Below are 23,367 nucleotides of genomic sequence, written 5' to 3' on the forward strand. Positions count from 1 at the left end.
TATATAGAAGAAGGATTCAGGCAATGGCGCCCAGGCGCTTGAGCTCAAAGTGGGCGATGCTCTGCCCGGCAGCGGCCTGGAAGTTCTTGAAATGTTCGCTGGCGTTGTGAAGCTGGAGAATTTCTTCGCTGGCCCAGTGTTCGATCACATAAAAAGTCAGCGGATCGCTCAGGTCGCGATGCAGGTCGTACTGACTGCAACCGTCTTCGGCGCGGCTCGGTGGAACCAGTGCGCGCAAGCCTTGTTCGAGAGTGTCCTGCTGGCCGGGTTTGGCGATCAGGGTAGCGATAGCGGTGAATGCCTGGGACATGCTCGACTCCAGAAGTGGGGTGTAGAGGCGGATGAATTCGATGGGGCAGATGATTGGCTATTTCTCTGCAAGATAAAACCGGCTAAAAGAGCAGTCTCTTTCAATATTTTTTTGATAATCGAGGCTGAGAATGCTTCGTTTTGACGACTTGCAGTTGTTTGTCCGGGCGGCGGATCTGGGCAGCCTGTCGGCGGCAGCACGGGTGATGGACATGTCTGCGGCCGTGGCCAGCGCTGCGTTGAAGCGTATCGAACAGCAACTCGGCGCACGTTTACTGGCGCGTTCGACCCGCAGTCTGCGTCTGACCGCCGAGGGCGAAGGCTTTCTCGAATATGCCCGGGCCGCGTTGAGCAATCTCGACGAGGGGCGACGATTTCTGTCCACGGCACAGGATCAGGTCAGCGGGATCTTGCAGCTCTCGGCGCCTTCGGACTTTGGTCGCAACCTGTTGCTGCCTTGGCTCGACGAGTTTCAGCGCGAACATCCGCAATTGACGGTGCGCCTGCTGCTGGGCGACCGCATCGCCGACCTGTTTCGGCAACCGGTGGACATTGCGCTGCGCTATGGCGAGCCGGAGGACTCCAGCCTGGTCGCGCTGCCGATTGCTGCACACAACCGCCGTGTGCTCTGCGCATCCCCGGCGTACCTCGCGCGACACGGCGAACCGCGTCAGCTCGAACAACTGGCACAGCACAATTGCCTGCTGTACATGCTCGGCAGCCGGGTTCACGACCATTGGAGTTTTCACGACGGCAAACGCGAGGTTGGCCTGACCGTCAGTGGCGACCGCTTCAGCGATGACGCCGATGTCGTGCGGTTATGGGCGGTCGCCGGGGCGGGGATTGCCTACAAATCATGGCTGGATGTCGCCGCCGACGTCCTCGCCGGGCGCCTCAAGGTGTTGCTGCCGGAGCTGCTTTGCGAGCGTGCGCCACTGAATCTGCTGTGCGCTCATCGCGCCCAATTGAGTAAGCCAGTGAACCTTTTGAGGGAAATGCTCGCCAGCCGATGCGCTGAACTGAGTAGTCAATTTCCCTCTTTCCTGAAAGTCGATCATTAGTCGCAGGCAATTAGCGAAATTTCACTCAGGAACTATCACCCTTCGTGTCAGCCCTGACGCAGGAAGCGTCGGGCATCCCGCTTATACTAGCGCCCGCCAGATGCCTGCACCGACTACCGGCCAAAGCAGGTTCAAAGCGAATTTCCCGGGGCTTGATAGGTGTCGCTGAAGCATTGCATCCGATGAAGAGCAGTGTGCTGCACCAGCGGCTTGCCTTGCTTCTGTCCCCGGTGTTTTTCGCGTGTTGGCCGACGACTCATTACTGGTCAAGATATCTCCGAGCAGTAGACGATACGATTCCACAGGGAGTGAATACATGGAACATGCACCTTGCATCAGCCAGATCGCCACGCTGCTGGCCGATCCCAAGCGCAGTGCGATGATGTGGGCGTTGATGGATGGTTCGGCCCGGCAGACCGAGGAGCTGGCGTTGCTGGCAGGGCTGTCGCCGTCATCGGCCAGCGCACATCTGGGGCGCCTCGCTACTGGCGGGCTGTTGAAAGTCGAATCCCGTGGACGCAAACGTTTCTTCCGAATGGCCGCGCCGGAAGTCGCTGCGGCCATCGAAGCCCTTGCCAGCGCGACCATCGCCAGCGCACCCAGGGAAATCCCCCAAGTGTTCAAGCGCGCCGTGCCGATCAACAAACCCCAGGCCGCGCCGTCGTCACTGTTGCGTGCGCGTTTTTGCGATGACCATCTGGGCGGCACGCTGGCCGCCGATCTTTATCAACGTCTGCTCGACGCCGGCTGGATCGAACAGGTCGAACAACGGGTGGTGATCACCCTCAAGGGCTCGAACCAACTGGCCAATCGCGGCGTATTCATTCAGGCCCTGGCGCACCGCAAGGCCCAAGTGGCTTGTGCCTGTCCGGACTGGAGCGAACGTCGTCCGCACATGGGCGGTTCCCTCGGCGCAGCGTTGCTGCAATTGTTCATGCAGTCCGGATGGCTGACGCTGCCCAACGATTCTCGAGCGCTGCTGCTTACGGCGGCCGGGCAGCGGGAAATTCATCGCTTCGCCAAGGAAACCGAGCTGGAAATGGCGTAATAGAGCTTTCGCCAAGCGCCACCGCGAAGCCGGCGTCGTCTGTGGGTGCGAGCAGGTCGCATCCAGAAAAAGCGCCATGCCGTTATCGCGCACACTCGATCAGGGACTTACCGGATTGGGGGATTTGGCATGCAGACACCAGGCTTCAGCGCGGCCGAGCGGCTGGAACGGCTACCGCTCAGTGGATATCACCGAGTCATTTTCATCATCATTGCCTTGGCGTTTTTCTTCGACTCCATGGATCTGGCGATGATGACGTTCCTGCTCGGCTCGATCAAAACCGAGTTCGGCCTGAGCAGTGCCCAGGCGGGGCTGCTGGCCAGTTCGAGTTTTTTCGGCATGGTGCTCGGCGCTTCGCTGTCCGGCATGCTCGCCGACCGTTTCGGGCGTAAACCGGTGTTCCAGTGGAGCATCGTGCTGTGGGGCGTGGCCAGTTACCTGTGCTCTACGGCGCAGACGGTCGAGACGCTGACGCTGTTCCGCGTCTTGCTGGGGATCGGCATGGGCATGGAATTTCCGATTGCGCAGTCGATGCTCTCTGAGCTGATTCCGGCCAAGCGCCGTGGGCGCTACATCGCGTTGATGGACGGCTTCTGGCCGCTCGGTTTTGTCGCGGCGGGCGTGCTGTCGTACTTCTTGTTGCCGCTGATTGGCTGGCGCGACATCTTTCTGGTGTTGGCAGTGCCGGCGGTGTTCGTGTTGGCGATCCGTTTTTTCATTCCTGAATCGCCGCGCTGGCTGGAGCAGGCCGGCCGGCACGAGTCAGCGGACAAGGTGTTGAACGGGATTGAACATCGCGTGCGCGCCTCACTTGGTGTGGCGCAATTGCCGGAGCCGATTCGCTTGCCGCGCGCCGTGACGCCACCGGGTAATTTCTTCTCGGCGCTCAAGCAGATCTGGTCGCCGCAATACCGTCAGCGCACGACGATGCTCTGGAGCCTGTGGTTCTTTGCCTTGCTCGGGTTTTATGGCCTGACCTCGTGGCTCAGTGCCTTGCTGCAACAGTCGGGTTTCGCCGTGACGCAGTCGGTGTATTACACGGTGCTGATATCCCTTGGCGGGATTCCCGGTTTTCTGATGGCGGCTTGGCTGGTGGAGCGCTGGGGGCGCAAACCGGTGTGCATCGTTACGCTGCTAGGCGGTGGGGTGATGGCGTTTCTCTACGGGCAAAGCGCGGTGTTCGGCGGTAACGTTGCGTTGCTGATCAGCACGGGTCTGCTGATGCAGTTTTTCCTGTTCGGCATGTGGGCGGTGCTCTACACCTACACGCCGGAGTTGTATCCGACTTCAGCGCGCGCGACCGGCTCGGGTTTCGCCTCGGCGATTGGCCGGGTGGGGTCGTTGCTGGGGCCGCTGGTCACGGGGCTGGTGTTCCCGATCACCGGGCAGGGCGGGGTGTTCGCCTTGGGGGCGTTGTGTTTTGCGATTGCGGCGGGGGTGGTGTGGCTGTTCGGGATGGAGACGCGGGGCAAGACGCTGGAAGAGCTGACTGAAACCGAAACTATTGGTTAACACCGACCCAATGTAGGAGTGAGCCTGCTCGCGATTGCGGTGTGTCAGTCAGTAGCTTTGTATTTGACAGACCGCAATCGCGAGCAGGCTCACTCCTACAGGGTTTTGTGGTGATTGTTACGGTTTTACCAGGCGTGCATCCAGGCTGTTCTGTGCCAGACGCTTGGCCTGATCCTGAGTCATGCCCAGATCGGTATACAGCGCGTGGAAGTTCTCGGTGACGTAACCACCGAAGTACGCCGGGTCATCCGAGTTCACCGTGACCTTCACTCCACGCTCAAGCATGTCGAGGATGTTGTGCTGCGACATGTGATCGAACACGCAGAGTTTGGTGTTCGACAGCGGGCACACGGTCAGCGGGATTTGCTCGTCGATGATCCGCTGCATCAGGCGTTCGTCTTCGATAGCGCGTACGCCATGGTCGATACGCTGGATTTTCAGCAGGTCGATGGCTTCCCAGATGTATTCCGGCGGACCTTCTTCACCAGCGTGGGCAACGGTCAGGAAGCCTTCGTGGCGAGCGCGGTCGAATACGCGCTGGAACTTGCTCGGCGGATGACCCATCTCGGAGCTGTCCAGGCCGACAGCCACGAACGCATCGCGGAACGGCAGCGCCTGATCGAGGGTTTTCTGTGCTTCGTCTTCGCTCAAATGGCGCAGGAAGCTCAGGATCAAACCGCTGGTGATGCCCAGTTGCTGCTCGCCATCCTTCAGCGCAGCGGCGATGCCGTTGAGCACCACTTCGAACGGGATACCACGGTCGGTGTGGGTCTGCGGGTCGAAGAACGGCTCGGTGTGAATCACATTCTGCGCCTTGCAACGCAGCAGGTACGCCCAGGTCAGGTCGTAGAAATCCTGCGAGGTGCGCAGTACATCGGCGCCCTGGTAATACAGGTCGAGGAATTCCTGCAGATTGTTGAAGGCGTAGGCCTTGCGCAGGGTTTCGACATCGTTCCACGGCAGGGCGATCTTGTTGCGTTCGGCCAGGGCGAACAGCAACTCCGGCTCCAGCGAGCCTTCGAGGTGCAGGTGCAGTTCGGCCTTGGGCAGGGCGTTGAGCCAATCGTACATTGTTGAATTCTCATCAGGTGCAATGGCGGCCATTCTACAGATGCGCGCTGAAACAATTGGCAAAACCTGACCAACCGGTTGATCACACGGCTTCCTGCTCCCGGCGATAGGCGTAGGTATCGGCGAAGCGCGATAGCAGGAATTCGGCGCAAGTGGTGGTCGGATATTTCGCTGGATGCTGTGCGTCCTGACATCCGGGCAGGCATTCGATGCGGGTGTCCGGGTGCGGTTCGGCGAAAAACGGCATCGAGTAGCGATCCACGCCGAGCGGGCTGATCACCCGGTGCGGGGTCGAGCGATAACGGTCGTTGCTCCAGCGCGCCATCATGTCGCCGAGGTTGACCACAAACGTGCCGTCAATCGGCGGCGCGTCGATCCACTGGCCTTTGACGTTCTTCACTTGCAGGCCACCGGCACTGTCCTGATAGAGCAGGGTGATGCAGCCGTAATCGGTATGTGCGCCGGCACCTTGCTGCTCGGCGGAACTGGCGGTGTGGCGCGGTGGATAGTGGATCATGCGCAGTACGCTGACGGGGTCGTTGAAGCGGCTGTCGAAAAAATCGCGCTCAATATCCAGTGCAATGGTCATGGCCCGCAACAGGGTTTGCGCCAGCGCTTGCATGTCGAGGTAATGCTGCTCCATCAACGCTTCCCAACCCGCTTGCGACGGATGCCGGTTTGGTCCGCGCAACGGTTTTTCCGCGAGGACGTCAGGATGCTCGGCCGGCAGGTGCAGGCCCATGTCGAAGGTTTCCTTGAGGTCGCTGGGTTTGCTTGGGTCGAGTTGCTCGGTGGCGATGGCGCCGTAGCCACGGTGATGGCGGGTCTGGGTGATGTCGATCTTGAGTTTTTCGGCAGCAGGCAGGGCGAAGAAGCGTTGGGTGTGGTCGAGCAGGGCGGCTATGCGCTCGGTGCTGATCGGGTGACCCTTGATGTAGAAAAACCCCCATTCGCGGCAAGCGAGATCGATTTGTGCAGCCACGGCGGGCCAGGCGTTTTGGTCGTCGCTGTAGAGCGGGGCGATGTCGATGATCGGAAGGCTATTCATACCTTTGTCCTGAAGAAAACAGACTGGAAAACACTGGTGAACTCTGTGGGAGCTGGCTTGCCAGCGATAGCGGTCTGACAGGCAACAATAATGTTGAATGTGATGGCCTCATCGCTGGCAAGCCAGCTCCCACAGGTACGGTGTTGTGGCGCAGGGTTATTTCGGCATCTCGGCCTTCATGCCTTCAACGTAATAGTTCATCGACGCCAGTTCTGCCGTGGTTGCGCTCACGCCCGCCGGGATTTTCTCGGCGCCGGACTGATCCTTGATCGGCCCGGTGAACGGCTGGAATGCACCGCTCTTGATGTCGGCAATGATCTGCTCGGCCTCGGCTTTCACCGGCGCCGGCACCAGATCGCTGATCGGCAGTTCAACCGTGCCTTCCTTCAGGCCGCCCCAGTAATCCTGGGATTTCCAGGTGTGGTCGATCACGCTTTGGGTCGCCTGAATGTAGTGCGGCGCCCAGTCATTGACGATCGAAGTCAGCACCGCTTTCGGGCCGAAGTGCGCCATGTCCGAGGCGTAACCCACCGCGTACACGCCACGACGCTCGGCAGCCTGAATCGGCGCCGGGCTGTCGGTGTGCTGGAACACCACGTCTACGCCCTGATCGATCAGCGCGTTGGCGGCGTCGGCTTCTTTGCCCGGATCGAACCACGAGTTGACCCACACCACTTTGATCTCGGTGCCCGGGTTGTACTTGTTCAAGGCCAGTTGGATAGCGTTGATGTCGCGGATCACTTCCGGGATCGGGAACGAGGCGACGTAGCCGATTTTTTTGGTCTTGGTCATCTTCGCTGCGAGGAAGCCGCCGACGTAGCGGCCCTCGTAAGTGCGCGCCAGATAGGTGCCGAGGTTCTTGTCCTGCTTGTAGCCGGTGGCGTGTTCGAAGGTCACTTTGGGGAATTGTTTGGCGACTTTCAGGGTCGGGTTCATGTAGCCGAAAGAGGTGGTGAAGATCAGGTCGTAATTATCCTTGGCCATGTTGCGGATCACCCGCTCGGCGTCGGCACCCTCGGCGACGTTTTCCACGTAGTTGGTGGTGATCTTGTCGCCGAGTTTCTCGGCCAGTGCCTTGCGCCCCTGCTCATGCTGATACGTCCAGCCGTGATCGCCGATAGGGCCGATGTAGACGAAGCCGACTTTCAACGGATCGGCAGCGCTGGCGCTCAGGCTGAGGCCCAGACCGATGGCGACGCACAGCAGTTTTTGCAGCGGACGTTTACGCATGAGTGGAGCTCCATTTTGTTGTGTGTGGGCAGGGGTAATGCAAATTGCTGACCAACAGGACAACAAACGGCTCGAAACCGTATAGAGGCCATCGCGAGCAGGCTCACTCCTACAGAGGGATGCGCTCACTTGTGGGAGTGAGCCTGCTCGCGATGAGGCCGGGAAGGACAATAAAAGTGCATGGCTGAAATCAATTGCCATCGGCTGGTGCGCTAAGGTGTAACGAAACGTTAGCGCCGTCCCGCAGTCAGTAGCTCATTCGCTCCCTTCGGCAAAAAGGCTCGCCATGCTCAACATCCTCAAGCAAGAAAGCTTTCTGCTGCTGGCCGTGATCGCCGCGTGCGTGGCCTACCCGCTGGAGCACTGGATGCTCCACAGCGGTCAGGTCGTTGCGCTGATCTCCGGTCTGGTGCTGATCGCCTTCATCGTCGCCGCCTCGATGCGCGTCGCCCATCAGGCCGAACTTCTTGCGGAAAAAGTCGGTGACCCATACGGCACGATGATCCTGACCCTCGCCGCCGTGCTGGTGGAAGTGGTGATCCTGGCGATCATGATGAACAACGAAGCCTCGCCCACGCTGGTGCGCGATACGATCTATTCTGCGGTGATGCTCGACATCAACGGTATCCTCGGCCTCGCCGCGCTGATGGGCGGGATCAAGCACGGCGAGCAGTCCTACAACGACGATTCGGCGCGCAGTTACAGTGTGATGATCCTCACCGCCATGGGCGTATCGATGGTGGTGCCGGAGTTCATTCCCGAGGCGGACTGGAAGATTTATTCGGCGTTCACCATTGGCGCGATGGTGGTGCTTTACACGTTGTTTTTACGCATGCAGGTCGGGCCGCACAGCTACTTTTTCAGCTACAGCTATCCGGATAAACGTCGCAAGAAAGAGCCGGTCGAACAGGAACCAAAACCTGTAAGCCTGGGACTGTCGATTGGCATTCTGGTGTTTGGCGTGGTGGTGATCGGCGCATTGGCTGAAGTGATGTCGAAGACCCTCGACCTGGGACTGGAAGGGACGGGCGCACCGCCGGTGATCACGGCGATTCTGGTGGCGGCCATTTCGGCGGCGCCGGAGATTCTGACGGCATTACGCGCAGCGCTGGCCAATCGCATGCAGTCGGTGGTCAACATTGCCATGGGCGCGTCGTTGTCGACGGTGATCCTGACCGTGCCGGTGATGGAGGCGATGGCGCTCTACACCGGCCAGCCGTTCCAGATGGCGATGACCCCGGTGCAGACAGTGATGATCTTTATCACGCTGATCGTCAGTGCGATCAACCTTAATGACGGCGAGACCAATGCCATCGAAGGCATGACCCATTTCGTGTTGTTTGCGACGTTTATCATGCTCTCCCTGCTGGGCCTTTAGGCCCACCACAAAACACTGTGGGAGCTAGCCCAGCTAGCGATGCGATATATCAGCAACATTTCTGTTTACTGGCACACCGCAATCGCTAGCAGGGCTAGCTCCCACAGGTTTAATCGGTGGTGGATCAGGTACCGGCAATCAACTGGCGTGCAGCCTGGCTGTGATCGGCGATCAGACCTTTGAGATCCAGCCCTTCAACCTGTCCATCAATCACTCGCCATTTGCCGCCGATCATCACCCGGTCCGCACGATCCGCGCCACACAGCAGCAGTGCCGAAATCGGATCATGGCTACCCGAGAAGCGCAGCTCATCCAGCTTGAACAACGCCAGATCGGCCTGCTTGCCGACTGCCAACTGCCCGATGTCGGTGCGGCCCAACAGACTCGCCGAACCCTTGGTCGCCCAGCCCAACACGCGCTCCGGGGTAATCTTCTCGGCGCCGTAACGCAGACGCTGAATGTACAGCGCCTGACGTGCTTCGAGGATCATGTTCGAGGCATCGTTGGACGCCGAACCGTCAACGCCCAGACCAAACAACGCGCCGGCATCGGTCAGATCGATACTCGGGCAAATGCCGGAAGCCAAACGCATGTTCGAGCTTGGGCAATGGCAGATGCCGGTGCCGGCCTGGCCGAGACGGGCGATTTCGTCCGGGTTGAAATGGATGCCGTGGGCCAGCCAGGTACGCGGGCCGAGCCAGCCGACGCTGTCCAGATAATCGACAGTGCGCAGGCCAAAACGCTGCAGGCAGAAGTCTTCTTCGTCGAGGGTTTCGGCGAGGTGCGTGTGCAGGCGTACGTCGAGTTTGTTCGCCAGTTCGGCGCTGGCCGACATGATTTCCGGCGTCACCGAGAACGGCGAGCAAGGCGCCAGTGCGATCTGGATTTGCGCACCGTCGCCACGCTCGTGGTACTCGTGAATCAGCCGTTGGCTGTCGTCGAGAATCACCTGGCCTTCCTGCACGGTTTGCTGCGGCGGCAGGCCGCCGTCCTTCTCGCCGAGGCTCATCGAACCACGGGTGAGCATGGCGCGCATACCCAGTTCACGGACGACATCCACTTGCACGTCGATGGCGTTTTCCAGACCGTCCGGGAACAGGTAGTGGTGATCGGCGGCAGTGGTGCAGCCCGACAGCAGCAGTTCGGCCAACGCGACTTTGGTGGCGAGGGCGAGTTTTTCCGGGGTCAGGCGTGCCCAGACCGGGTACAGGGTTTTCAGCCATGGAAACAAAGGCTGATTGACCACTGGTGCCCAGGCGCGGGTCAGGGTTTGGTAGAAGTGGTGATGGGTGTTGATCAGGCCCGGCAGAATCACATGCTCGCGGGCATCGAACACTTCCTGGCAGGGCGCGGAAGGTTGTTGACCGACGCCAAGCACTTCGACGATCACACCGTCTTGCAGCACCAGACCGCCACGGGCATCGAGCTCGTTGGCCGTGAAAATGGCGAGGGGATTTTTTAACCAGGTACGGATGGCAGGCATTGTGGCCGGCTCCTCTGAAAATTGGGTTCAGGGTTGCCAGCTCAGTGTTGCCCTGTCTGCTGATCCAGGGTCGCCGGGGAGGCGAGGTGCGAAGTTTCATTCAAAACGCAGTGGCGGGCAAGCCCAACCCGACCAGACAGCACTAGACCCTGTCCGACCGACAACACACAATCCCTGTAGGAGCTGCGGAACGCTGCGATCTTTTGATCCTGTTTTTGAAGATCAAAAGATCGCAGCGTTCCGCAGCTCCTACAGGGGGATTGGTGGTGTTTACCAGGGAATGGTTTCGCCCTTGTAGTTGACGAAGTGATGCCCACCCTTGCCGGTATACGCATTCACTTGATCGATCAGACCGCGAGTGCTGGTCTCGACATCGATCTCGGCGCCTTCGCCGCCCATGTCAGTCTTGACCCAACCCGGATGCAGCGACAGCACCGTGAGTTTCTGTTCGCCCAACTGGCTGACGAAACTGTTGGTCATCGAGTTCAGCGCCGCTTTGCTCGCCTTGTACAGCGCCAGCTCCGGCGCATCCGGCATGGTCACGCTGCCCAGCACCGAACTCATGAACGCCAGCACGCCGCTGCCATCGCGGATCTGCCCGATAAAACGCTGGGCCAGATTGATCGGCGCCACGGCATTGGTGAAAAACAGTTGCCCGACTTCGGCCAGCGTCGCGCCGCCCGGTGTCTGCACATCAGGCCCTTTGACCCCAGCGTTGACGAACAGCAGGTCGAAGGTTTCACCTTTGAGCTGTTGGCTCAGGGCGATGACTGCTTGTTGATCATCCATGTCGAGTTTTTCGATGCGCACCTTGCCCAGTGCTTGCAGCGCCTCGGCATTCGAAGGGTTGCGCACGGTGGCGGTGACTTGCCAGCCGTCCGCCAGCAGCGTCTTGACCAGACCGAGGCCCAGGCCCCGGGAAGCACCGATGATCAGTGCGTTTTTTGCCTTGGACATGATGGGTTCCTTGATAAGAGGGATCACGGATTTAATGGACAGGCCTGACCGAGCCGTTGTTGCAACTCGTGGCGCAAGACGTCGAGTTCACTCATGCGGGTTTCGATCAGTTGCAGCTTGTCGCGCAGCAATTGCGTTACGGCGTTGTCCGGGTCGGGCGCGTTCCATAATGCGGCGACACTGTTACCGATTTCGCCGAGGGTAAAACCCAGGCGCTGCGCGGTCTTGATGTAGAGCACCAGTTGCACCATCTCCGGCGGATAGTCGCGATAGCCGTTGGCACTGCGTTGTGCGGCGATCAGTCCGCGTTGCTCATAAAAGCGCAACGTATCGCGGCTGACGGCGCTGGCCAGGGCTAATTCACCGATGCGCATTTCGAGTCTCAAAAGAGGTGTTGACCCTGGAGCATACTCCAGGCTTTACCGTGCAGGCTCTTTGAATTTCTGGAGCATGGACGATGTGGACTTCAACGCAGTATCGCCGACTGGTGCGCGGCAGTGCCTGGTATGACTTGATCGTCACGGCAGCGTTTGCCACGCCGTGGAGTTTTGCCGCGTTGCATGGGCTTATGACGGCGATCAGTCAGACACTGAATCTGCCCGGTGAGCTGCCGGCGTTCGAGCCGATGCACATGTTGATGGCGAATTTGTTGGGTTCGGTGGTGTGTATCTGGGCGGTGCTGCGGATTCGTGATCCGCAGTTGATTTATGGGCGTTATGACGCGGTGGCGCGGTTTCTGTTTGCGGCCTGGCAGGGTTATGCACTGCTGCACGGGGCCAGTGCGTTACTGCTGATTTTCCTGTTCTTTGAACTCGCGTGGGGCATCGCTCAAGTGTTGCCTGTTCGGGCCCCATCGCTGGCAAGCCAGCTCCCACAGGGATCTGAGGTTTGAATGAGGCCTATGTCACCCCCAAAAACTTTGGATCTGGGGGTGTGAATGAGGCCTATGTCCACCCCCAAAAACTTTGGATCGGGGGGGGGGGAATGAGGCCTATGCCTCACCCCAAAAAACTGTGGGAGCTGGCTTGCCAGCGATGGGGCCATTGAATTCACTGCCTCAATGCCCTGCCTGCCACGGTTGCCCCAGTGACACTGGCGCATACAACCGCGTCCGCACCGCATCCCGCGACAACAGCACCAGCACCACAATCGTCGCGACATACGGCAGCATCGCCAGCAGACTCGACGGAATCGCCAGCCCCAACCCCTGCGCCACCAGATGCAGGATGCTGGCGAGCCCAAACAGATAAGCCCCGAGCAACAAACGCCACACCCGCCAACTGGCAAACACCACCAGCGCCAGCGCAATCCAGCCACGTCCGGCAGTCATGTTTTCCGCCCACATCGGTGTGTACGCCAGCGACAGATACGCCCCGGCCAGCCCGGCCATCGCCCCGCCAAACAGCACCGCGAGGGTGCGCACTGTCAGCACCGGCAACCCCATCGCACTGGCTGCATCAGGATTCTCGCCGACCGCTTGAATGATCAGCCCGACACGGCTTTTCACAATCACCCACGCCACCAGCGCAAACACTGCGAACGACAGATATACCAGCAGATCCTGCGCAAACAGCATCCGCCCGATCAGCGGAATTTCACTCAGGTACGGAATTGCCAACGGCTCAAAACCCGCCAGCGGTTTACCCACCCACGCCGCACCGACAAACGTCGACAGGCCCACGCCAAAAATCGTCAGCGCCAACCCGGTCGCCACCTGATTGGCATTGAACACCAGCGCAACCACGGCAAACAGCGACGACAGCAGCATCCCCGCCAGCATCGCCAGCAATACGCCGAGCCACAGGTTGCCGCTGTTGAGGGCGACGATAAAACCGATCACCGCGCCAAACAGCATCATCCCTTCCTGCCCGAGATTGAGCACGCCACTCTTCTCGCAGATCAGTTCACCCAGCGCCACCAGCAGCAGCGGCGTGCCGCAACGCACCATGGCGTAGAAAATATTGCTCAGCAGATCGATATCCATCACAGCGCTCCAGCGGTTGCGGCGGTGGCTTGAGTGCGGCGCACCCAGCGCAAATTCAGGCGTGGCCGATAGAGAATCAGCACGTCACAGGCCAGCAGGAAAAACAGCATCATTCCCTGGAACAACTGGGTGATCGCTTGCGGCAGATTCAGAGTCATTTGTGCGCTCTCGCCGCCGATGTACAGCAGCGCCATCAACAGGCTGGAGAACAGAATGCCGATCGGATTGAGCCGGCCAAGAAACGCCACGGTGATCGCCGCATAGCCATACCCCGGCGAGACCTGCGGCACCAGTTGGCCAATCGGCCCGGTGACTTCGCAGACCCCGGCCAGCCCCGCCAATCCACCGCTGATCAACAGCGCCAGCCAGATCAGCCGTTTCTCGCGAAAGCCGACAAACCCCGCCGCACGCTTGTCCAGCCCGAGCACCTTGATCTGGAATCCGATAAAGCTTTTCTGCAACAACACCCACACCGCGACCAGCGCCAGCAGGGCGAAATACACCCCGGCATGCACACGGCCATCCTCCAGCAACAGCGGCAAACGACTGGCGTCGCCGAACATCGCCGACTCGGGAAAGTTGTAGCCGGCCGGGTCCTTCAACGGCCCGTGTACGCAGAACAACAGCAGGTTCAGCGCGATGTAATTGAGCATAATGCTGGTGAGGATTTCGTTGGCGTTGAAGCGCGTACGCAGCCACGCCGTCAGGCCGGCCCAAGCGGCGCCGGCGAGGGTGCCGGTGAGCAGAATCAGCACCAGTGCCCAACGACTTTGCATGTCGATGATATTCACCGCCAACGCACTGCCGGCCAAGGCGCCAAGGAGTAACTGGCCTTCCGCGCCGATGTTCCAGATTCGCGCTTGATACGCCACCGCCAGGCCCAATGCGCAGAGCAGAATCGGCAAGGCTTTGACCAGCAGTTCGGAGACGCCATACAAATCGCTGACCGGCGCGATCAGCAAGGTGTGCAGGGTTTGCAGCGGATCATGACCGAGGGCGACAAACAGCAGCGAGCCGCAGCCGAGCGTCAGCGCCGCCGCCAGTAACGGCGAGCACCAGAGCATCAGGCGCGATTGTTGGCCACGGGGTTCGAGGGAAAGCAGCATGGGAATAGCTCCGTAAACCTTGGCGTCAGACCGGGGTCGATGAATGAGGCTGGCCGAACTGGCCGGCCATCCAGCCGCCGACATCGGTCAGGCGGGTGTCGCTGGTGTTTTGCAGCGCCGACAGGCGTCCACCACAGAGCGCGCCGAGGCGATCGCTGATCTGGAACAGTTCGTCGAGGTCTTCGGAGATCACCAGAATCGCTGCGCCGGCATCGCGCAGGGCAATCAGTGCACGGTGGATGGTCGCTGCGGCGCCGACGTCCACGCCCCAGGTCGGGTGCGCGGCCACCAGCAGTTTTGGTTGCTGGAGGATTTCCCGACCGAGAATGAATTTCTGCAAGTTGCCGCCCGACAGACTGCGGGCAGCGGTTTGCGTGCCTGGCGTTTTCACCCCGAAGCGCTGGATGATCGTCTGGGCGAGGGCTTCGACTTTGCTGCGTTCGATCAGGCCCTTGCTGACCAGCCCTTGTTGGAAAGCTGTAAGCAGAGCGTTGTCCGCCAGGCTCAATTGCGGCACCGCGCCGTGGCCCAGGCGTTCAGCGGGAACGAAAGCCAGGCCCAGTTTGCGCCGTGCGTCCGGGCGCAAATCGGCGACGGCTTGTTCAGCGAAACGAATGATTGCGGCGTTGTCGCGCGGCAAGGTCTGTTCGCCACTGAGCAGTGCCAGCAACTCATCCTGACCATTGCCCGCGACGCCTGCGATGCCGACGATTTCGCCTCGGCGTACCTGCAAATCGATGTCGCTTAGCGAGCAACCGAACGGGTCCGGGTTGTGCCAGCTCAAACCGCTGACTTGCAGAAACGGCGCACCACCGCTGGCCTTCGGATACTCACCGATCAAGGCTGCTGTTTCGCCGACCATCATTTGTGCCAGTTGTTGATCGCTGCATTGCGCCGGTACGCAATGCCCGGTGACCCGCCCGCCGCGCAGAACCGTGGCGCTGTGACACAAGGCGCGGACTTCGCCGAGCTTGTGGCTGATAAACAGAATGCTGCAGCCTTCGCTGGCGAGGCGGCGCAGGGTAATGAACAAATCATCGGCCTCTTGCGGCGTCAGCACCGAGGTCGGTTCATCGAGGATCAGCAGGCGGATGTCCTGCATCAGGCAACGAATGATCTCCACCCGTTGCCGCTCGCCGATCGACAGGCTGTGGACAAGTCGCTCCGGCTCCAGCGCCATGCCGTAGCGTTGCGAGACTTCGCGAATCTTCGGCTCAAGCTGTTTCGGTGTGCCGGCTTTCGCGCCCATCGCCAGCGCAATGTTCTGCGCCACGCTGAGGGTTTCGAATAGCGAAAAGTGCTGGAACACCATGCCGATCCCCAACTGCCGCGCCTGCGCTGGATTGCGGATGTTGACCCGCTGTCCCTGCCAGAGTATTTCCCCGGCGTCGGCCTGTGTGACGCCGTAGATGATCTTCATCAGCGTGCTCTTACCCGCGCCGTTCTCGCCGAGCAGCGCGTGAATTTCTCCCGGCGCGATGCTCAGGTCGATGGCGTCGTTGGCCAGGCATCCGGGATAGCGTTTGCTGATGTGGCGCAGTTGCAGGCGCGGGGTTGGATCGGGGATGGGCATGACTCAGGCTCGACTTGCTTGGAGTTGTGCCTGTGGATAAAGCAATTTCCTGGCCATTGAGTCAGGAACCGTTGTAGGCCTTGTATCTCAGAGCCTTGCGCAGAGCTGTTGGAGTGAAAACCTGTTGATGTGCGGCACCAATTGAGAGCAAAGGTATTGATCAGGCTCCAGTTTTGCTCGTGCCTATTTGATCAAAAAACGAACAAACTCGTCGGGCCTATGCAGAACCTGCGACTGCGCGAGCCATGAACGGGTTATCCACAGGTTGCTCCACAGTATTTGTGCGCAATCAGAAAACCTTGGCATAAGCACTGCGGCCTTATCTTCTAATGGTGCTAAACAGCTCTAACTATTTGTTTTTACGCAAAATTAAACTTTGTTCATGTGATTTGGGCGAAAAATGAACAAATCGCGCAAAGCCACGTGACAGAAGGGTTACAGCGGTATGTGCTCAGGTTATCCACAGTCGGGTGCACAGCAGATGTGGGCAACTCCCGGGAATAAGCAAAACGCGGCCCGCCCCAAAAGATCGCAGCACTGCGCAGCTCAAACATTGCAATACTCTCCCCTGTAGGAGCTGCGGCACGCTGCGATCTTTTGATCTTCTAACGCTGAAGCAAAATCCGCCCGCGACTCAAATCCGCCAGTTGCTTTTGCAACACTTCGATCTGCACTTCACCCACCGCCAACCGCAACTCCACGCCATTGGCCGTAAAATTCTCCTCCACTACCAACCCGCCAAGCTCCGCCACGCGCAACTTCACCAGCGCCAATTCAGCAAACCCACAAGCACAACTCAACGGCACACGGCTGATCAACTCGATCTTCGCCGCCGTTTGCAGCAATTTGTTCGCGCCACCGCCGTAGGCCCGGGCCAAACCGCCAGTGCCCAGTTGAATGCCGCCGTACCAGCGGATCACCAGCACCGCAACCTGATCGCAATCCTGCGCCTCGATGGCCGCCAGAATCGGCCGCCCGGCTGTGCCACCGGGCTCGCCGTCGTCGTTGCTGCGGTATTGATCACCGAGTTTCCAGGCCCAGCAATTGTGCGAGGCGTTCAAGTCGCTGTGCTGCTCGAAGAACGCCTGTGCCTCGGCGGGACTGCCAATCGGCGCGGCGTAGGTGATGAAGCGGCTTTTTTTGATTTCTTCGCGAAACTCGCAAAAGCCGCTGAGGGTGAAAGGCATAAAAGTCTTATACAGAAGGAGTGAGGCCGCAGCCTTTGAGAATGATGCGGATCAGATTGTTGCCGGCGTCTTCCATATCCTGCTTGGTCAGCTTGGTACGGCCGCTGACCCGGCAGATCTGCGTGGCGAAGTCAGCGTAATGCTGAGTGCTGCCCCACAGCAGGAAAATCAGGTGCACCGGATCAACCGGGTCCATCTTGCCGGCGTCGATCCACGCCTGAAACACCGCCGCCCGACCCTGGAACCAGGCGCGATAGTCCTGATTGAAATACTCGGTCAGGCATTCGCCGCCGCTGATCACTTCCATCGCGAAGATCCGCGAAGCCTGCGGCTGACGACGGGAAAACTCCATCTTGGCGCGGATGTAGCGGCTCAGCGCTTCGGCTGGATCGTCCTCGGCGGTGAGGGTGTTGAAGGTGCTGTCCCACAACTCGATGATGTTGCTCAGCACCGCTACATACAAACCGAGCTTGTTGGTGAAGTAGTAATGCAGATTCGCCTTGGGCAACCCGGCCTTGGTGGCGATGGTGTTCATGCTGGTGCCTTTGAACCCGTGACGGGCGAACTCGTCTTCGGCGGCTTTGATGATGGTCTCTTCGTTCTTCTGACGAATGCGGCTGACGGGCTTGCCGCCATGAGCGGGGACTTCAAAGGTCATAGGCACTTCCGGGTTTGTCTGTGGGTGCAACCAGATGCGTTGATAGCGCACCCACAGACATCCGACAAGTCCTGTCGCGAGAAAACCGTTACGCCTGTTCGACCTTGTTCAGTGGTGCAGGGGCTTCGGCGGGTGCGGTTTTCGCTTCCGGCAGCAACAGACAGAGGATGATCGCCGTCAGGCCACCGCTGGTGATCGCCGAGTCGAACAAGTTCTGCACCAGTTTTGGCAGCAGGTGCAGCAGGTTCGGTTGCGCGGCGATGCCCAGGCCGACACCGAGCGAAGTGGCGATGATCAGCATGCTGCGGCGATCCAGCGGCGACTGCGCGAGAATCCGCACCCCGGCGGCTGCGACACTGCCGAACATCACCAGCGTGGCGCCGCCTAGCACCGGTTTCGGGATCTGTTGCAGCACGGCGCCGATCATTGGAAACAGGCCGAGACAGAACAGAATCGCGCCGATGTACAGACCGACGTAGCGGCTGGCGACGCCGGTCAACTGGATAACGCCGTTGTTCTGGGCGAAGGTGGTATTGGGAAAGGCGCTGAAAGTGGCGGCGATCATGCAGCTCACGCCATCACCCAGTACGCCGCCGCGCAGCCGGCTTATATAAGAAGGGCCGCTGATCGGCTGGCGAGCGAGCATGCAGTTGGCGGTGAGGTCGCCGACGGTTTCGATGGTGCTGATCAGATAAATCAGCGCGACCGGCAGGAAAGCTGTCCAGTCGAAGCTGAATCCAAACTTGAACGGTGTCGGAAAACTCATCAGCGGCAAGTCTGGCAATGGCTGCGGGATCAGTTTGCCGCTGAACCACGCCGCCAGACTGCCGAGCACCAGCCCAATGATGATCGCCGAGAGCCGCACCCACGGCGTGTTCGAGCGGTTAAGCAAAATGATCGTCAGCAACACCAACAGGCCCAGCGCCAGATTGCCCGGTGCGCCGAAGTCCGGCGCATTGAAGCCGCCGCCCAGATCAGTGATACCGACTTTGATCAGGCTGATGCCGATCAGAGTGATGACGATGCCGGTGACCAGCGGCGTGACCACTCGCCGCAACTGGTCGATGAAGCGACTGAGGACGATCTGCACCACGGCGCCGAAAAAGCACACGCCGAAGATCATCGCCAGAATGTCTTCCGGGCTGCCGCCGCGCTGCTTGACCAGAAACCCGGCGGAGAGCACCGCACCGAGAAACGCGAAACTGGTGCCTTGCAGGCAGATCATCCCGGCGCCGATGCCGAACGGGCGGCGCGCCTGAATAAACGTGCCGACCCCGGAGACCATCAGCGCCATGCTGATCAGGTAGGGCAGGTGCGCGGTCAGTCCCAGCGCCGAACCGATCACCAGTGGCGGGGTGATGATGCCAACGAAACTGGCAAGTACGTGCTGCAGGGCGGCGAGGGTGGCGGCGAACGGTTTTGGCCGGTCGTCGAGGCCGTAGATCAGTTCGCTTGATGGCTCGGAATCTGGCTGCATGGCTGAAGGCTTCTTGTTGAAGGATCGGGGTTAATCCTTCTCTGCAAAAACCTGTCCACTTGCTCAGCTTTCAGCGTGTACGACCGTCAAATGTAGGAGCTGCCGCAGGCTGCGATCTTTTGATCTTGCTTTCAACGCGTCGCCGCCAAACTTTCGAGAAAGCTTTCCAGCACCAAATGAGGGCGCCGCCCCTTGCGCGTGACCGATGCCAGACTCAAATCATAAAAACGCGTCCCCGCCTTGAGCGCACGCAAACGCCCCTGCTGCACCCAAAGGCTGGCGTAGTGATCCGGCAAGTAGCCGATGTAGCGCCCGGTGAGAATCAGAAATGCCATGCCTTCACGGTCGGAGGCGCTGGCGGTGCAGTTGAGCGCTTGATAGTGCGCCTGAATATCCGCCGGCAAACGGAAGGTCGGCGCGATTGCGTCCTGACTGTTCAGGCGTTCGTCGTCGAGTTGCTTGTCATCGACATAAAACAGCGGATGGCCGACTGCGCAATAAAGCAGCGAACGCTCGCTGTACAACGGCTGATATTCCAGTCCCGACAACGCACTGGCCTGCGGCACCACGCCGACATGCAGACGACCGTCGAGCACGCCTTGTTCGACTTCATTGGGAGCGATCATACGGATCTGGATCTGCACGTCCGGCCCGCGCTCCTTCAATTGCGCCAAGGCGTGGGTGATGCGCATGTGGGGCAAGGTAACGAGGTTATCGGTCAGGCCGATGATCAACTCGCCGCGCAAATGCTGGTGCAGGCCGTTGACCTCGGTGCGAAAACTTTCCAGCGCACTTAATAGCTGCAACGCCGATTGATATACCTCGCGACCCTCTTCAGTCAGCGAGAAGCCGGCTCGACCGCGTTGGCACAGGCGTAAGCCAAGGCGCTGTTCCAGATCGCTCATCTGTTGGCTGATAGCCGAGCGACCGATGCCGAGCACGGTTTCTGCGGCGGAGAACCCGCCGCATTCCACCACGCTGCGAAAAATCCGCAGCAGGCGGATATCAAAGTCACTGACCTGGGCCAGCGGATCGGGACGGCGGCTGCTCATGTTTTTATTCTCAATGTTTAGCAGGTGTCCAACTGAACGTTAGAAGAGTTGGATTTCACCGACTTTATCGCCGTGGCAATTTAGCTGCAACAACGCTTTCTATCTCCCTGATGCTTATGCCCTGCGAGGTTTTGCCCGATGAACATGCCTGAAAACGCTAAGTCGCCACTGGCCAGCCAATTGAAACTGGATGCGCACTGGATGCCTTACACCGCCAACCGCAACTTTCAGCGCGATCCGCGCCTGATCGTCGGTGCCGAAGGCAGCTGGCTGATCGACGACAAAGGCCGCAGGGTGTACGACTCGCTGTCCGGTCTGTGGACCTGCGGCGCCGGGCATACGCGTAAGGAAATTCAGGAAGCGGTCTCGAAACAACTGGGCACTCTCGATTACTCGCCGGGCTTCCAGTACGGCCATCCTTTGTCGTTTCAACTGGCCGAGAAAATCACCGATCTGACCCCGGGCAACCTGAACCATGTGTTCTTCACCGACTCGGGCTCCGAGTGCGCTGATACCGCGGTGAAAATGGTCCGTGCCTACTGGCGCCTGAAAGGTCAGGCGACCAAGACCAAAATGATCGGCCGCGCCCGTGGCTACCACGGTGTGAACATCGCCGGCACCAGCCTCGGCGGCGTCAACGGCAACCGTAAGTTGTTCGGTCAGTCGATGATGGATGTCGATCACCTGCCGCACACCTTGCTGGCGAGCAATGCGTTCTCCCGTGGCATGCCGGAGCAGGGCGGTATCGCGCTGGCCGATGAGTTGCTGAAACTGATCGAACTGCATGACGCCTCGAACATCGCCGCTGTGTTCGTTGAACCGATGGCCGGTTCCGCTGGCGTGCTGGTTCCGCCGCAGGGTTATCTGAAGCGTCTGCGCGAAATCTGTGATCAGCACAACATTCTGCTGGTGTTCGACGAAGTGATCACCGGTTTCGGTCGTACCGGTTCGATGTTCGGTGCCGACAGCTTCGGCGTGACCCCGGATTTGATGTGTATCGCCAAGCAAATCACCAACGGCGCGATCCCGATGGGCGCAGTGATTGCCAGCTCCGAGATCTACCAGACCTTCATGAACCAGCCGACTCCGGAATACGCCGTGGAATTCCCGCACGGCTACACCTACTCGGCGCACCCGGTGGCTTGCGCCGCTGGCCTGGCGGCACTCGACCTGCTGCAAAAGGAAAACCTGGTGCAGAGCGTGGCGGAAGTCGCGCCGTATTTCGAAAATGCCCTGCATGGCCTGAAAGGTTCCAGGCACGTCATCGACATCCGCAACTACGGTCTGGCCGGCGCCATCCAGATTGCCGGCCGTGACGGCGATGCCATCGTGCGTCCGTTCGAAGCGGGTATGGCTTTGTGGAAAGCCGGGTTCTACGTGCGCTTCGGCGGCGACACCCTGCAGTTCGGCCCAACCTTCAACAGCAAGCCGCAAGACCTCGATCGTCTGTTCGACGCGGTCGGCGAAGTGCTGAACAAGCTCGACTGATTTTTCCTTCTATATATACCTACAAATAACAGGTGCCCTCTCGGGGCACCTGTGGACAAGAATTCAGGAGTTTTCGATGAGCGTTATCCCGCATTTGATCAATGGCGAACTGGTGACCGAGAACGGTCGCGCGGTTGATGTGTTCAACCCGTCCACCGGTCAAGCGATCCACAAGCTGCCATTGGCCAGCCGCGAAACCATCCAGAAAGCCATCGATGCCGCCAAGGCTGCGTTCCCGGCATGGCGCAACACGCCGCCGGCCAAACGTGCGCAGGTGATGTTCCGTTTCAAGCAACTGCTGGAGCAGAACGAAGCGCGCATCTCGCAACTGATCAGCGAAGAGCACGGCAAGACCCTGGAAGATGCTGCCGGTGAATTGAAGCGCGGCATCGAGAACGTCGAGTTCGCCTGCGCTGCCCCGGAAATCCTCAAGGGCGAGTACAGCCGCAACGTTGGCCCGAACATCGATGCCTGGTCGGACTTCCAGCCGCTGGGCGTGGTCGCCGGTATCACCCCGTTCAACTTCCCGGCCATGGTGCCGCTGTGGATGTATCCACTGGCGATCGTCTGCGGCAACTGCTTCATCCTCAAACCATCCGAACGTGACCCGAGTTCGACGCTGCTGATCGCCCAGCTGTTGCTGGAAGCCGGTCTGCCGAAAGGCGTGATGAACGTGGTTCATGGTGACAAAACTGCGGTGGACGCGCTGATCGAAGCGCCGGAAGTCAAAGCGCTGAGCTTTGTCGGCTCGACGCCGATTGCCGAATACATCTACGCCGAAGGCACCAAGCGCGGTAAACGCGTGCAGGCACTCGGTGGCGCGAAGAACCATGCGGTGTTGATGCCGGATGCGGATCTGGATAACGCCGTCAGCGCATTGATGGGCGCAGCGTACGGTTCCTGCGGCGAGCGCTGCATGGCGATCTCGGTTGCCGTGTGTGTTGGCGACCAGGTGGCGGATGCGTTGGTGGCCAAACTGGTTCCACAGATCAAGGCGCTGAAAATCGGTGCCGGCACTACCTGCGGTCTGGACATGGGGCCACTGGTCACTGGTCAGGCGCGGGACAAAGTCAGCGGCTATGTCGAAGACGGCGTGGCAGCGGGCGCGACCCTGGTGGTCGACGGTCGTGGTCTGAGCGTGGCCGGTCATGAAGAGGGCTTCTTCCTCGGTGGCTGCCTGTTCGACAACGTCACCCCTGAGATGCGTATCTATAAAGAAGAGATCTTCGGGCCAGTACTGTGCGTCGTTCGGGTCAACAGCCTGGAAGAAGCCATGCAACTGATCAACGATCACGAATACGGCAACGGTACCTGCATCTTTACCCGTGACGGTGAAGCGGCACGTCTGTTCTGCGACGAGATTGAAGTCGGCATGGTCGGCGTCAACGTGCCGTTGCCGGTGCCAGTGGCTTATCACAGCTTCGGTGGCTGGAAGCGTTCGCTGTTCGGCGACCTGCATGCTTATGGCCCGGATGGCGTGCGCTTCTACACCCGTCGCAAAGCCATTACTCAGCGCTGGCCACAGCGTGCGAGCCATGAGGCTTCGCAGTTCGCCTTCCCTAGCTTGTAATAGATAGAAGGGCAGAAGGCCGACCTCTTGAGGTCGGCCTTCGTGTTTTTGGGCTTTTTTGACCGATATGACAGAAATGTGAAATTAACGGTTGACGGCAGATTCTGAGTCTCTATAATTCGCCCCACTTCCGGCGCAGTCGAAACGGAAAACTCCTTGGTAAACAAAGAGTTAT

The 23,367-nt window shown here is 59.7% G+C and carries 21 protein-coding genes; 7 read left to right on the forward strand and 14 right to left on the reverse strand.

Annotated features, from left to right (window positions below; translation table 11 throughout):
- Window positions 1–16: 16 nt before the first annotated feature.
- The gene (locus ACIOZM_RS17745; protein ID WP_401216103.1) at window positions 17–310 is read right to left on the reverse strand and encodes a putative quinol monooxygenase; all 294 of its coding nucleotides are present in this window, start codon (window positions 308–310) and stop codon (window positions 17–19) included.
- A gap of 130 nt (window positions 311–440) precedes the next feature.
- Here ACIOZM_RS17745 and ACIOZM_RS17750 point away from each other — a divergent pair, with 130 nt between their 5' ends.
- From ACIOZM_RS17750 to ACIOZM_RS17760, 3 genes are all read left to right on the forward strand, one after another.
- A complete protein-coding gene (locus ACIOZM_RS17750) occupies window positions 441–1,370 on the forward strand; it encodes a LysR family transcriptional regulator (protein WP_401216104.1) in 930 nt (309 codons plus the stop codon).
- A 316-nt stretch (window positions 1,371–1,686) separates the two neighbouring features.
- Window positions 1,687–2,418 carry an ArsR/SmtB family transcription factor gene (locus tag ACIOZM_RS17755; protein ID WP_401216105.1) on the forward strand — a complete coding sequence of 244 codons (732 nt, stop codon included), beginning with the start codon at window positions 1,687–1,689 and terminating at the stop codon, window positions 2,416–2,418.
- Between the two features lie 129 nt (window positions 2,419–2,547).
- Window positions 2,548–3,930: an MFS transporter gene (locus tag ACIOZM_RS17760; protein ID WP_401216106.1), complete on the forward strand. Its 1,383-nt coding sequence runs from the start codon at window positions 2,548–2,550 to the stop codon at window positions 3,928–3,930.
- 117 nt (window positions 3,931–4,047) lie between these two features.
- Here the strand turns inward: ACIOZM_RS17760 and ACIOZM_RS17765 are convergent, their stop codons facing one another.
- The 3 genes from ACIOZM_RS17765 to ACIOZM_RS17775 form a co-directional block, all read right to left on the reverse strand.
- On the reverse strand, window positions 4,048–5,001 hold the full coding sequence (locus ACIOZM_RS17765; RefSeq protein ID WP_401216107.1) for an adenosine deaminase: 954 nt from the start codon (window positions 4,999–5,001) through the stop codon (window positions 4,048–4,050).
- Between the two features lie 82 nt (window positions 5,002–5,083).
- Window positions 5,084–6,049 (reverse strand): 2-oxoglutarate and iron-dependent oxygenase domain-containing protein, encoded by a 966-nt coding sequence (locus tag ACIOZM_RS17770; protein WP_401216108.1) that lies wholly within the window; start codon window positions 6,047–6,049, stop codon window positions 5,084–5,086.
- Window positions 6,050–6,205: 156 nt separating this feature from the next.
- Window positions 6,206–7,279, reverse strand: coding sequence for a BMP family ABC transporter substrate-binding protein (locus ACIOZM_RS17775; RefSeq protein ID WP_401216109.1), 1,074 nt, complete (start codon window positions 7,277–7,279; stop codon window positions 6,206–6,208).
- A gap of 286 nt (window positions 7,280–7,565) precedes the next feature.
- Between ACIOZM_RS17775 and ACIOZM_RS17780 the strand changes: the two genes are divergently transcribed.
- A complete protein-coding gene (locus ACIOZM_RS17780; RefSeq protein ID WP_401216110.1) occupies window positions 7,566–8,657 on the forward strand; it encodes a calcium:proton antiporter in 1,092 nt (363 codons plus the stop codon).
- A gap of 124 nt (window positions 8,658–8,781) precedes the next feature.
- Here the strand turns inward: ACIOZM_RS17780 and ACIOZM_RS17785 are convergent, their stop codons facing one another.
- From ACIOZM_RS17785 to ACIOZM_RS17795, 3 genes are all read right to left on the reverse strand, one after another.
- Entirely contained in the window at window positions 8,782–10,140 is a 1,359-nt protein-coding gene (locus ACIOZM_RS17785) for an 8-oxoguanine deaminase (protein WP_401216111.1), read from the reverse strand.
- Window positions 10,141–10,410: 270 nt separating this feature from the next.
- The gene (locus ACIOZM_RS17790) at window positions 10,411–11,097 is read right to left on the reverse strand and encodes an SDR family oxidoreductase (RefSeq protein ID WP_401216112.1); all 687 of its coding nucleotides are present in this window, start codon (window positions 11,095–11,097) and stop codon (window positions 10,411–10,413) included.
- Between the two features lie 23 nt (window positions 11,098–11,120).
- Window positions 11,121–11,471, reverse strand: coding sequence for a MerR family transcriptional regulator (locus tag ACIOZM_RS17795; protein WP_401216113.1), 351 nt, complete (start codon window positions 11,469–11,471; stop codon window positions 11,121–11,123).
- 83 nt (window positions 11,472–11,554) lie between these two features.
- On the opposite strand from ACIOZM_RS17795, the gene ACIOZM_RS17800 reads away from it, so the two are divergent.
- The gene (locus tag ACIOZM_RS17800; RefSeq protein WP_401216114.1) at window positions 11,555–11,989 is read left to right on the forward strand and encodes a hypothetical protein; all 435 of its coding nucleotides are present in this window, start codon (window positions 11,555–11,557) and stop codon (window positions 11,987–11,989) included.
- 165 nt (window positions 11,990–12,154) lie between these two features.
- Here the strand turns inward: ACIOZM_RS17800 and ACIOZM_RS17805 are convergent, their stop codons facing one another.
- The 7 genes from ACIOZM_RS17805 to ACIOZM_RS17835 all read right to left on the reverse strand — a co-directional run bounded on the left by ACIOZM_RS17805 (window position 12,155) and on the right by ACIOZM_RS17835 (window position 20,134).
- Complete coding sequence (locus ACIOZM_RS17805; RefSeq protein ID WP_401216115.1) at window positions 12,155–13,081, reverse strand: ABC transporter permease; 927 nt, start codon at window positions 13,079–13,081, stop codon at window positions 12,155–12,157.
- Entirely contained in the window at window positions 13,081–14,187 is a 1,107-nt protein-coding gene (locus ACIOZM_RS17810; protein WP_401216116.1) for an ABC transporter permease, read from the reverse strand. The genes ACIOZM_RS17805 and ACIOZM_RS17810 overlap by 1 nt, the downstream gene beginning before the upstream one ends.
- A gap of 25 nt (window positions 14,188–14,212) precedes the next feature.
- Window positions 14,213–15,760 carry an ABC transporter ATP-binding protein gene (locus tag ACIOZM_RS17815; RefSeq protein ID WP_401216117.1) on the reverse strand — a complete coding sequence of 516 codons (1,548 nt, stop codon included), beginning with the start codon at window positions 15,758–15,760 and terminating at the stop codon, window positions 14,213–14,215.
- A gap of 605 nt (window positions 15,761–16,365) precedes the next feature.
- The gene (locus ACIOZM_RS17820) at window positions 16,366–16,947 is read right to left on the reverse strand and encodes an IMPACT family protein (protein WP_401216118.1); all 582 of its coding nucleotides are present in this window, start codon (window positions 16,945–16,947) and stop codon (window positions 16,366–16,368) included.
- A 7-nt stretch (window positions 16,948–16,954) separates the two neighbouring features.
- Window positions 16,955–17,605 (reverse strand): TetR/AcrR family transcriptional regulator, encoded by a 651-nt coding sequence (locus tag ACIOZM_RS17825; RefSeq protein WP_401216119.1) that lies wholly within the window; start codon window positions 17,603–17,605, stop codon window positions 16,955–16,957.
- 88 nt (window positions 17,606–17,693) lie between these two features.
- Complete coding sequence (locus tag ACIOZM_RS17830) at window positions 17,694–19,082, reverse strand: uracil-xanthine permease family protein (RefSeq protein WP_401216120.1); 1,389 nt, start codon at window positions 19,080–19,082, stop codon at window positions 17,694–17,696.
- Between the two features lie 131 nt (window positions 19,083–19,213).
- The gene (locus ACIOZM_RS17835; RefSeq protein ID WP_053116962.1) at window positions 19,214–20,134 is read right to left on the reverse strand and encodes a LysR family transcriptional regulator; all 921 of its coding nucleotides are present in this window, start codon (window positions 20,132–20,134) and stop codon (window positions 19,214–19,216) included.
- Window positions 20,135–20,272: 138 nt separating this feature from the next.
- On the opposite strand from ACIOZM_RS17835, the gene ACIOZM_RS17840 reads away from it, so the two are divergent.
- Window positions 20,273–21,622 (forward strand): aspartate aminotransferase family protein, encoded by a 1,350-nt coding sequence (locus ACIOZM_RS17840; RefSeq protein WP_401216121.1) that lies wholly within the window; start codon window positions 20,273–20,275, stop codon window positions 21,620–21,622.
- Window positions 21,623–21,698: 76 nt separating this feature from the next.
- Window positions 21,699–23,192: a CoA-acylating methylmalonate-semialdehyde dehydrogenase gene (locus ACIOZM_RS17845; RefSeq protein ID WP_401216122.1), complete on the forward strand. Its 1,494-nt coding sequence runs from the start codon at window positions 21,699–21,701 to the stop codon at window positions 23,190–23,192.
- Window positions 23,193–23,367: the final 175 nt, after the last annotated feature.

This window comes from Pseudomonas sp. NPDC087346 (assembly GCF_044744235.1).
Classification (GTDB): Bacteria; Pseudomonadota; Gammaproteobacteria; order Pseudomonadales; family Pseudomonadaceae; genus Aquipseudomonas.

Bases quoted from the DNA above. Each gene is read 5' to 3' on its own strand.
- ACIOZM_RS17845 (WP_401216122.1), top strand. From the start codon at position 21,699: ATGAGCGTTATCCCGCATTTGATCAATGGCGAACTGGTGACCGAGAAC.
- ACIOZM_RS17795 (WP_401216113.1), bottom strand. From the start codon at position 11,471: ATGCGCATCGGTGAATTAGCCCTGGCCAGCGCCGTCAGCCGCGATACG.
- ACIOZM_RS17835 (WP_053116962.1), bottom strand. From the start codon at position 20,134: ATGAGCAGCCGCCGTCCCGATCCGCTGGCCCAGGTCAGTGACTTTGAT.
- ACIOZM_RS17760 (WP_401216106.1), top strand. From the start codon at position 2,548: ATGCAGACACCAGGCTTCAGCGCGGCCGAGCGGCTGGAACGGCTACCG.
- ACIOZM_RS17780 (WP_401216110.1), top strand. From the start codon at position 7,566: ATGCTCAACATCCTCAAGCAAGAAAGCTTTCTGCTGCTGGCCGTGATC.
- ACIOZM_RS17830 (WP_401216120.1), bottom strand. From the start codon at position 19,082: ATGCAGCCAGATTCCGAGCCATCAAGCGAACTGATCTACGGCCTCGAC.
- ACIOZM_RS17825 (WP_401216119.1), bottom strand. From the start codon at position 17,605: ATGACCTTTGAAGTCCCCGCTCATGGCGGCAAGCCCGTCAGCCGCATT.
- ACIOZM_RS17820 (WP_401216118.1), bottom strand. From the start codon at position 16,947: ATGCCTTTCACCCTCAGCGGCTTTTGCGAGTTTCGCGAAGAAATCAAA.
- ACIOZM_RS17840 (WP_401216121.1), top strand. From the start codon at position 20,273: ATGAACATGCCTGAAAACGCTAAGTCGCCACTGGCCAGCCAATTGAAA.
- ACIOZM_RS17815 (WP_401216117.1), bottom strand. From the start codon at position 15,760: ATGCCCATCCCCGATCCAACCCCGCGCCTGCAACTGCGCCACATCAGC.
- ACIOZM_RS17770 (WP_401216108.1), bottom strand. From the start codon at position 6,049: ATGAATAGCCTTCCGATCATCGACATCGCCCCGCTCTACAGCGACGAC.
- ACIOZM_RS17800 (WP_401216114.1), top strand. From the start codon at position 11,555: ATGTGGACTTCAACGCAGTATCGCCGACTGGTGCGCGGCAGTGCCTGG.
- ACIOZM_RS17745 (WP_401216103.1), bottom strand. From the start codon at position 310: ATGTCCCAGGCATTCACCGCTATCGCTACCCTGATCGCCAAACCCGGC.
- ACIOZM_RS17750 (WP_401216104.1), top strand. From the start codon at position 441: ATGCTTCGTTTTGACGACTTGCAGTTGTTTGTCCGGGCGGCGGATCTG.
- ACIOZM_RS17785 (WP_401216111.1), bottom strand. From the start codon at position 10,140: ATGCCTGCCATCCGTACCTGGTTAAAAAATCCCCTCGCCATTTTCACG.
- ACIOZM_RS17790 (WP_401216112.1), bottom strand. From the start codon at position 11,097: ATGTCCAAGGCAAAAAACGCACTGATCATCGGTGCTTCCCGGGGCCTG.
- ACIOZM_RS17755 (WP_401216105.1), top strand. From the start codon at position 1,687: ATGGAACATGCACCTTGCATCAGCCAGATCGCCACGCTGCTGGCCGAT.
- ACIOZM_RS17805 (WP_401216115.1), bottom strand. From the start codon at position 13,081: ATGGATATCGATCTGCTGAGCAATATTTTCTACGCCATGGTGCGTTGC.
- ACIOZM_RS17765 (WP_401216107.1), bottom strand. From the start codon at position 5,001: ATGTACGATTGGCTCAACGCCCTGCCCAAGGCCGAACTGCACCTGCAC.
- ACIOZM_RS17775 (WP_401216109.1), bottom strand. From the start codon at position 7,279: ATGCGTAAACGTCCGCTGCAAAAACTGCTGTGCGTCGCCATCGGTCTG.
- ACIOZM_RS17810 (WP_401216116.1), bottom strand. From the start codon at position 14,187: ATGCTGCTTTCCCTCGAACCCCGTGGCCAACAATCGCGCCTGATGCTC.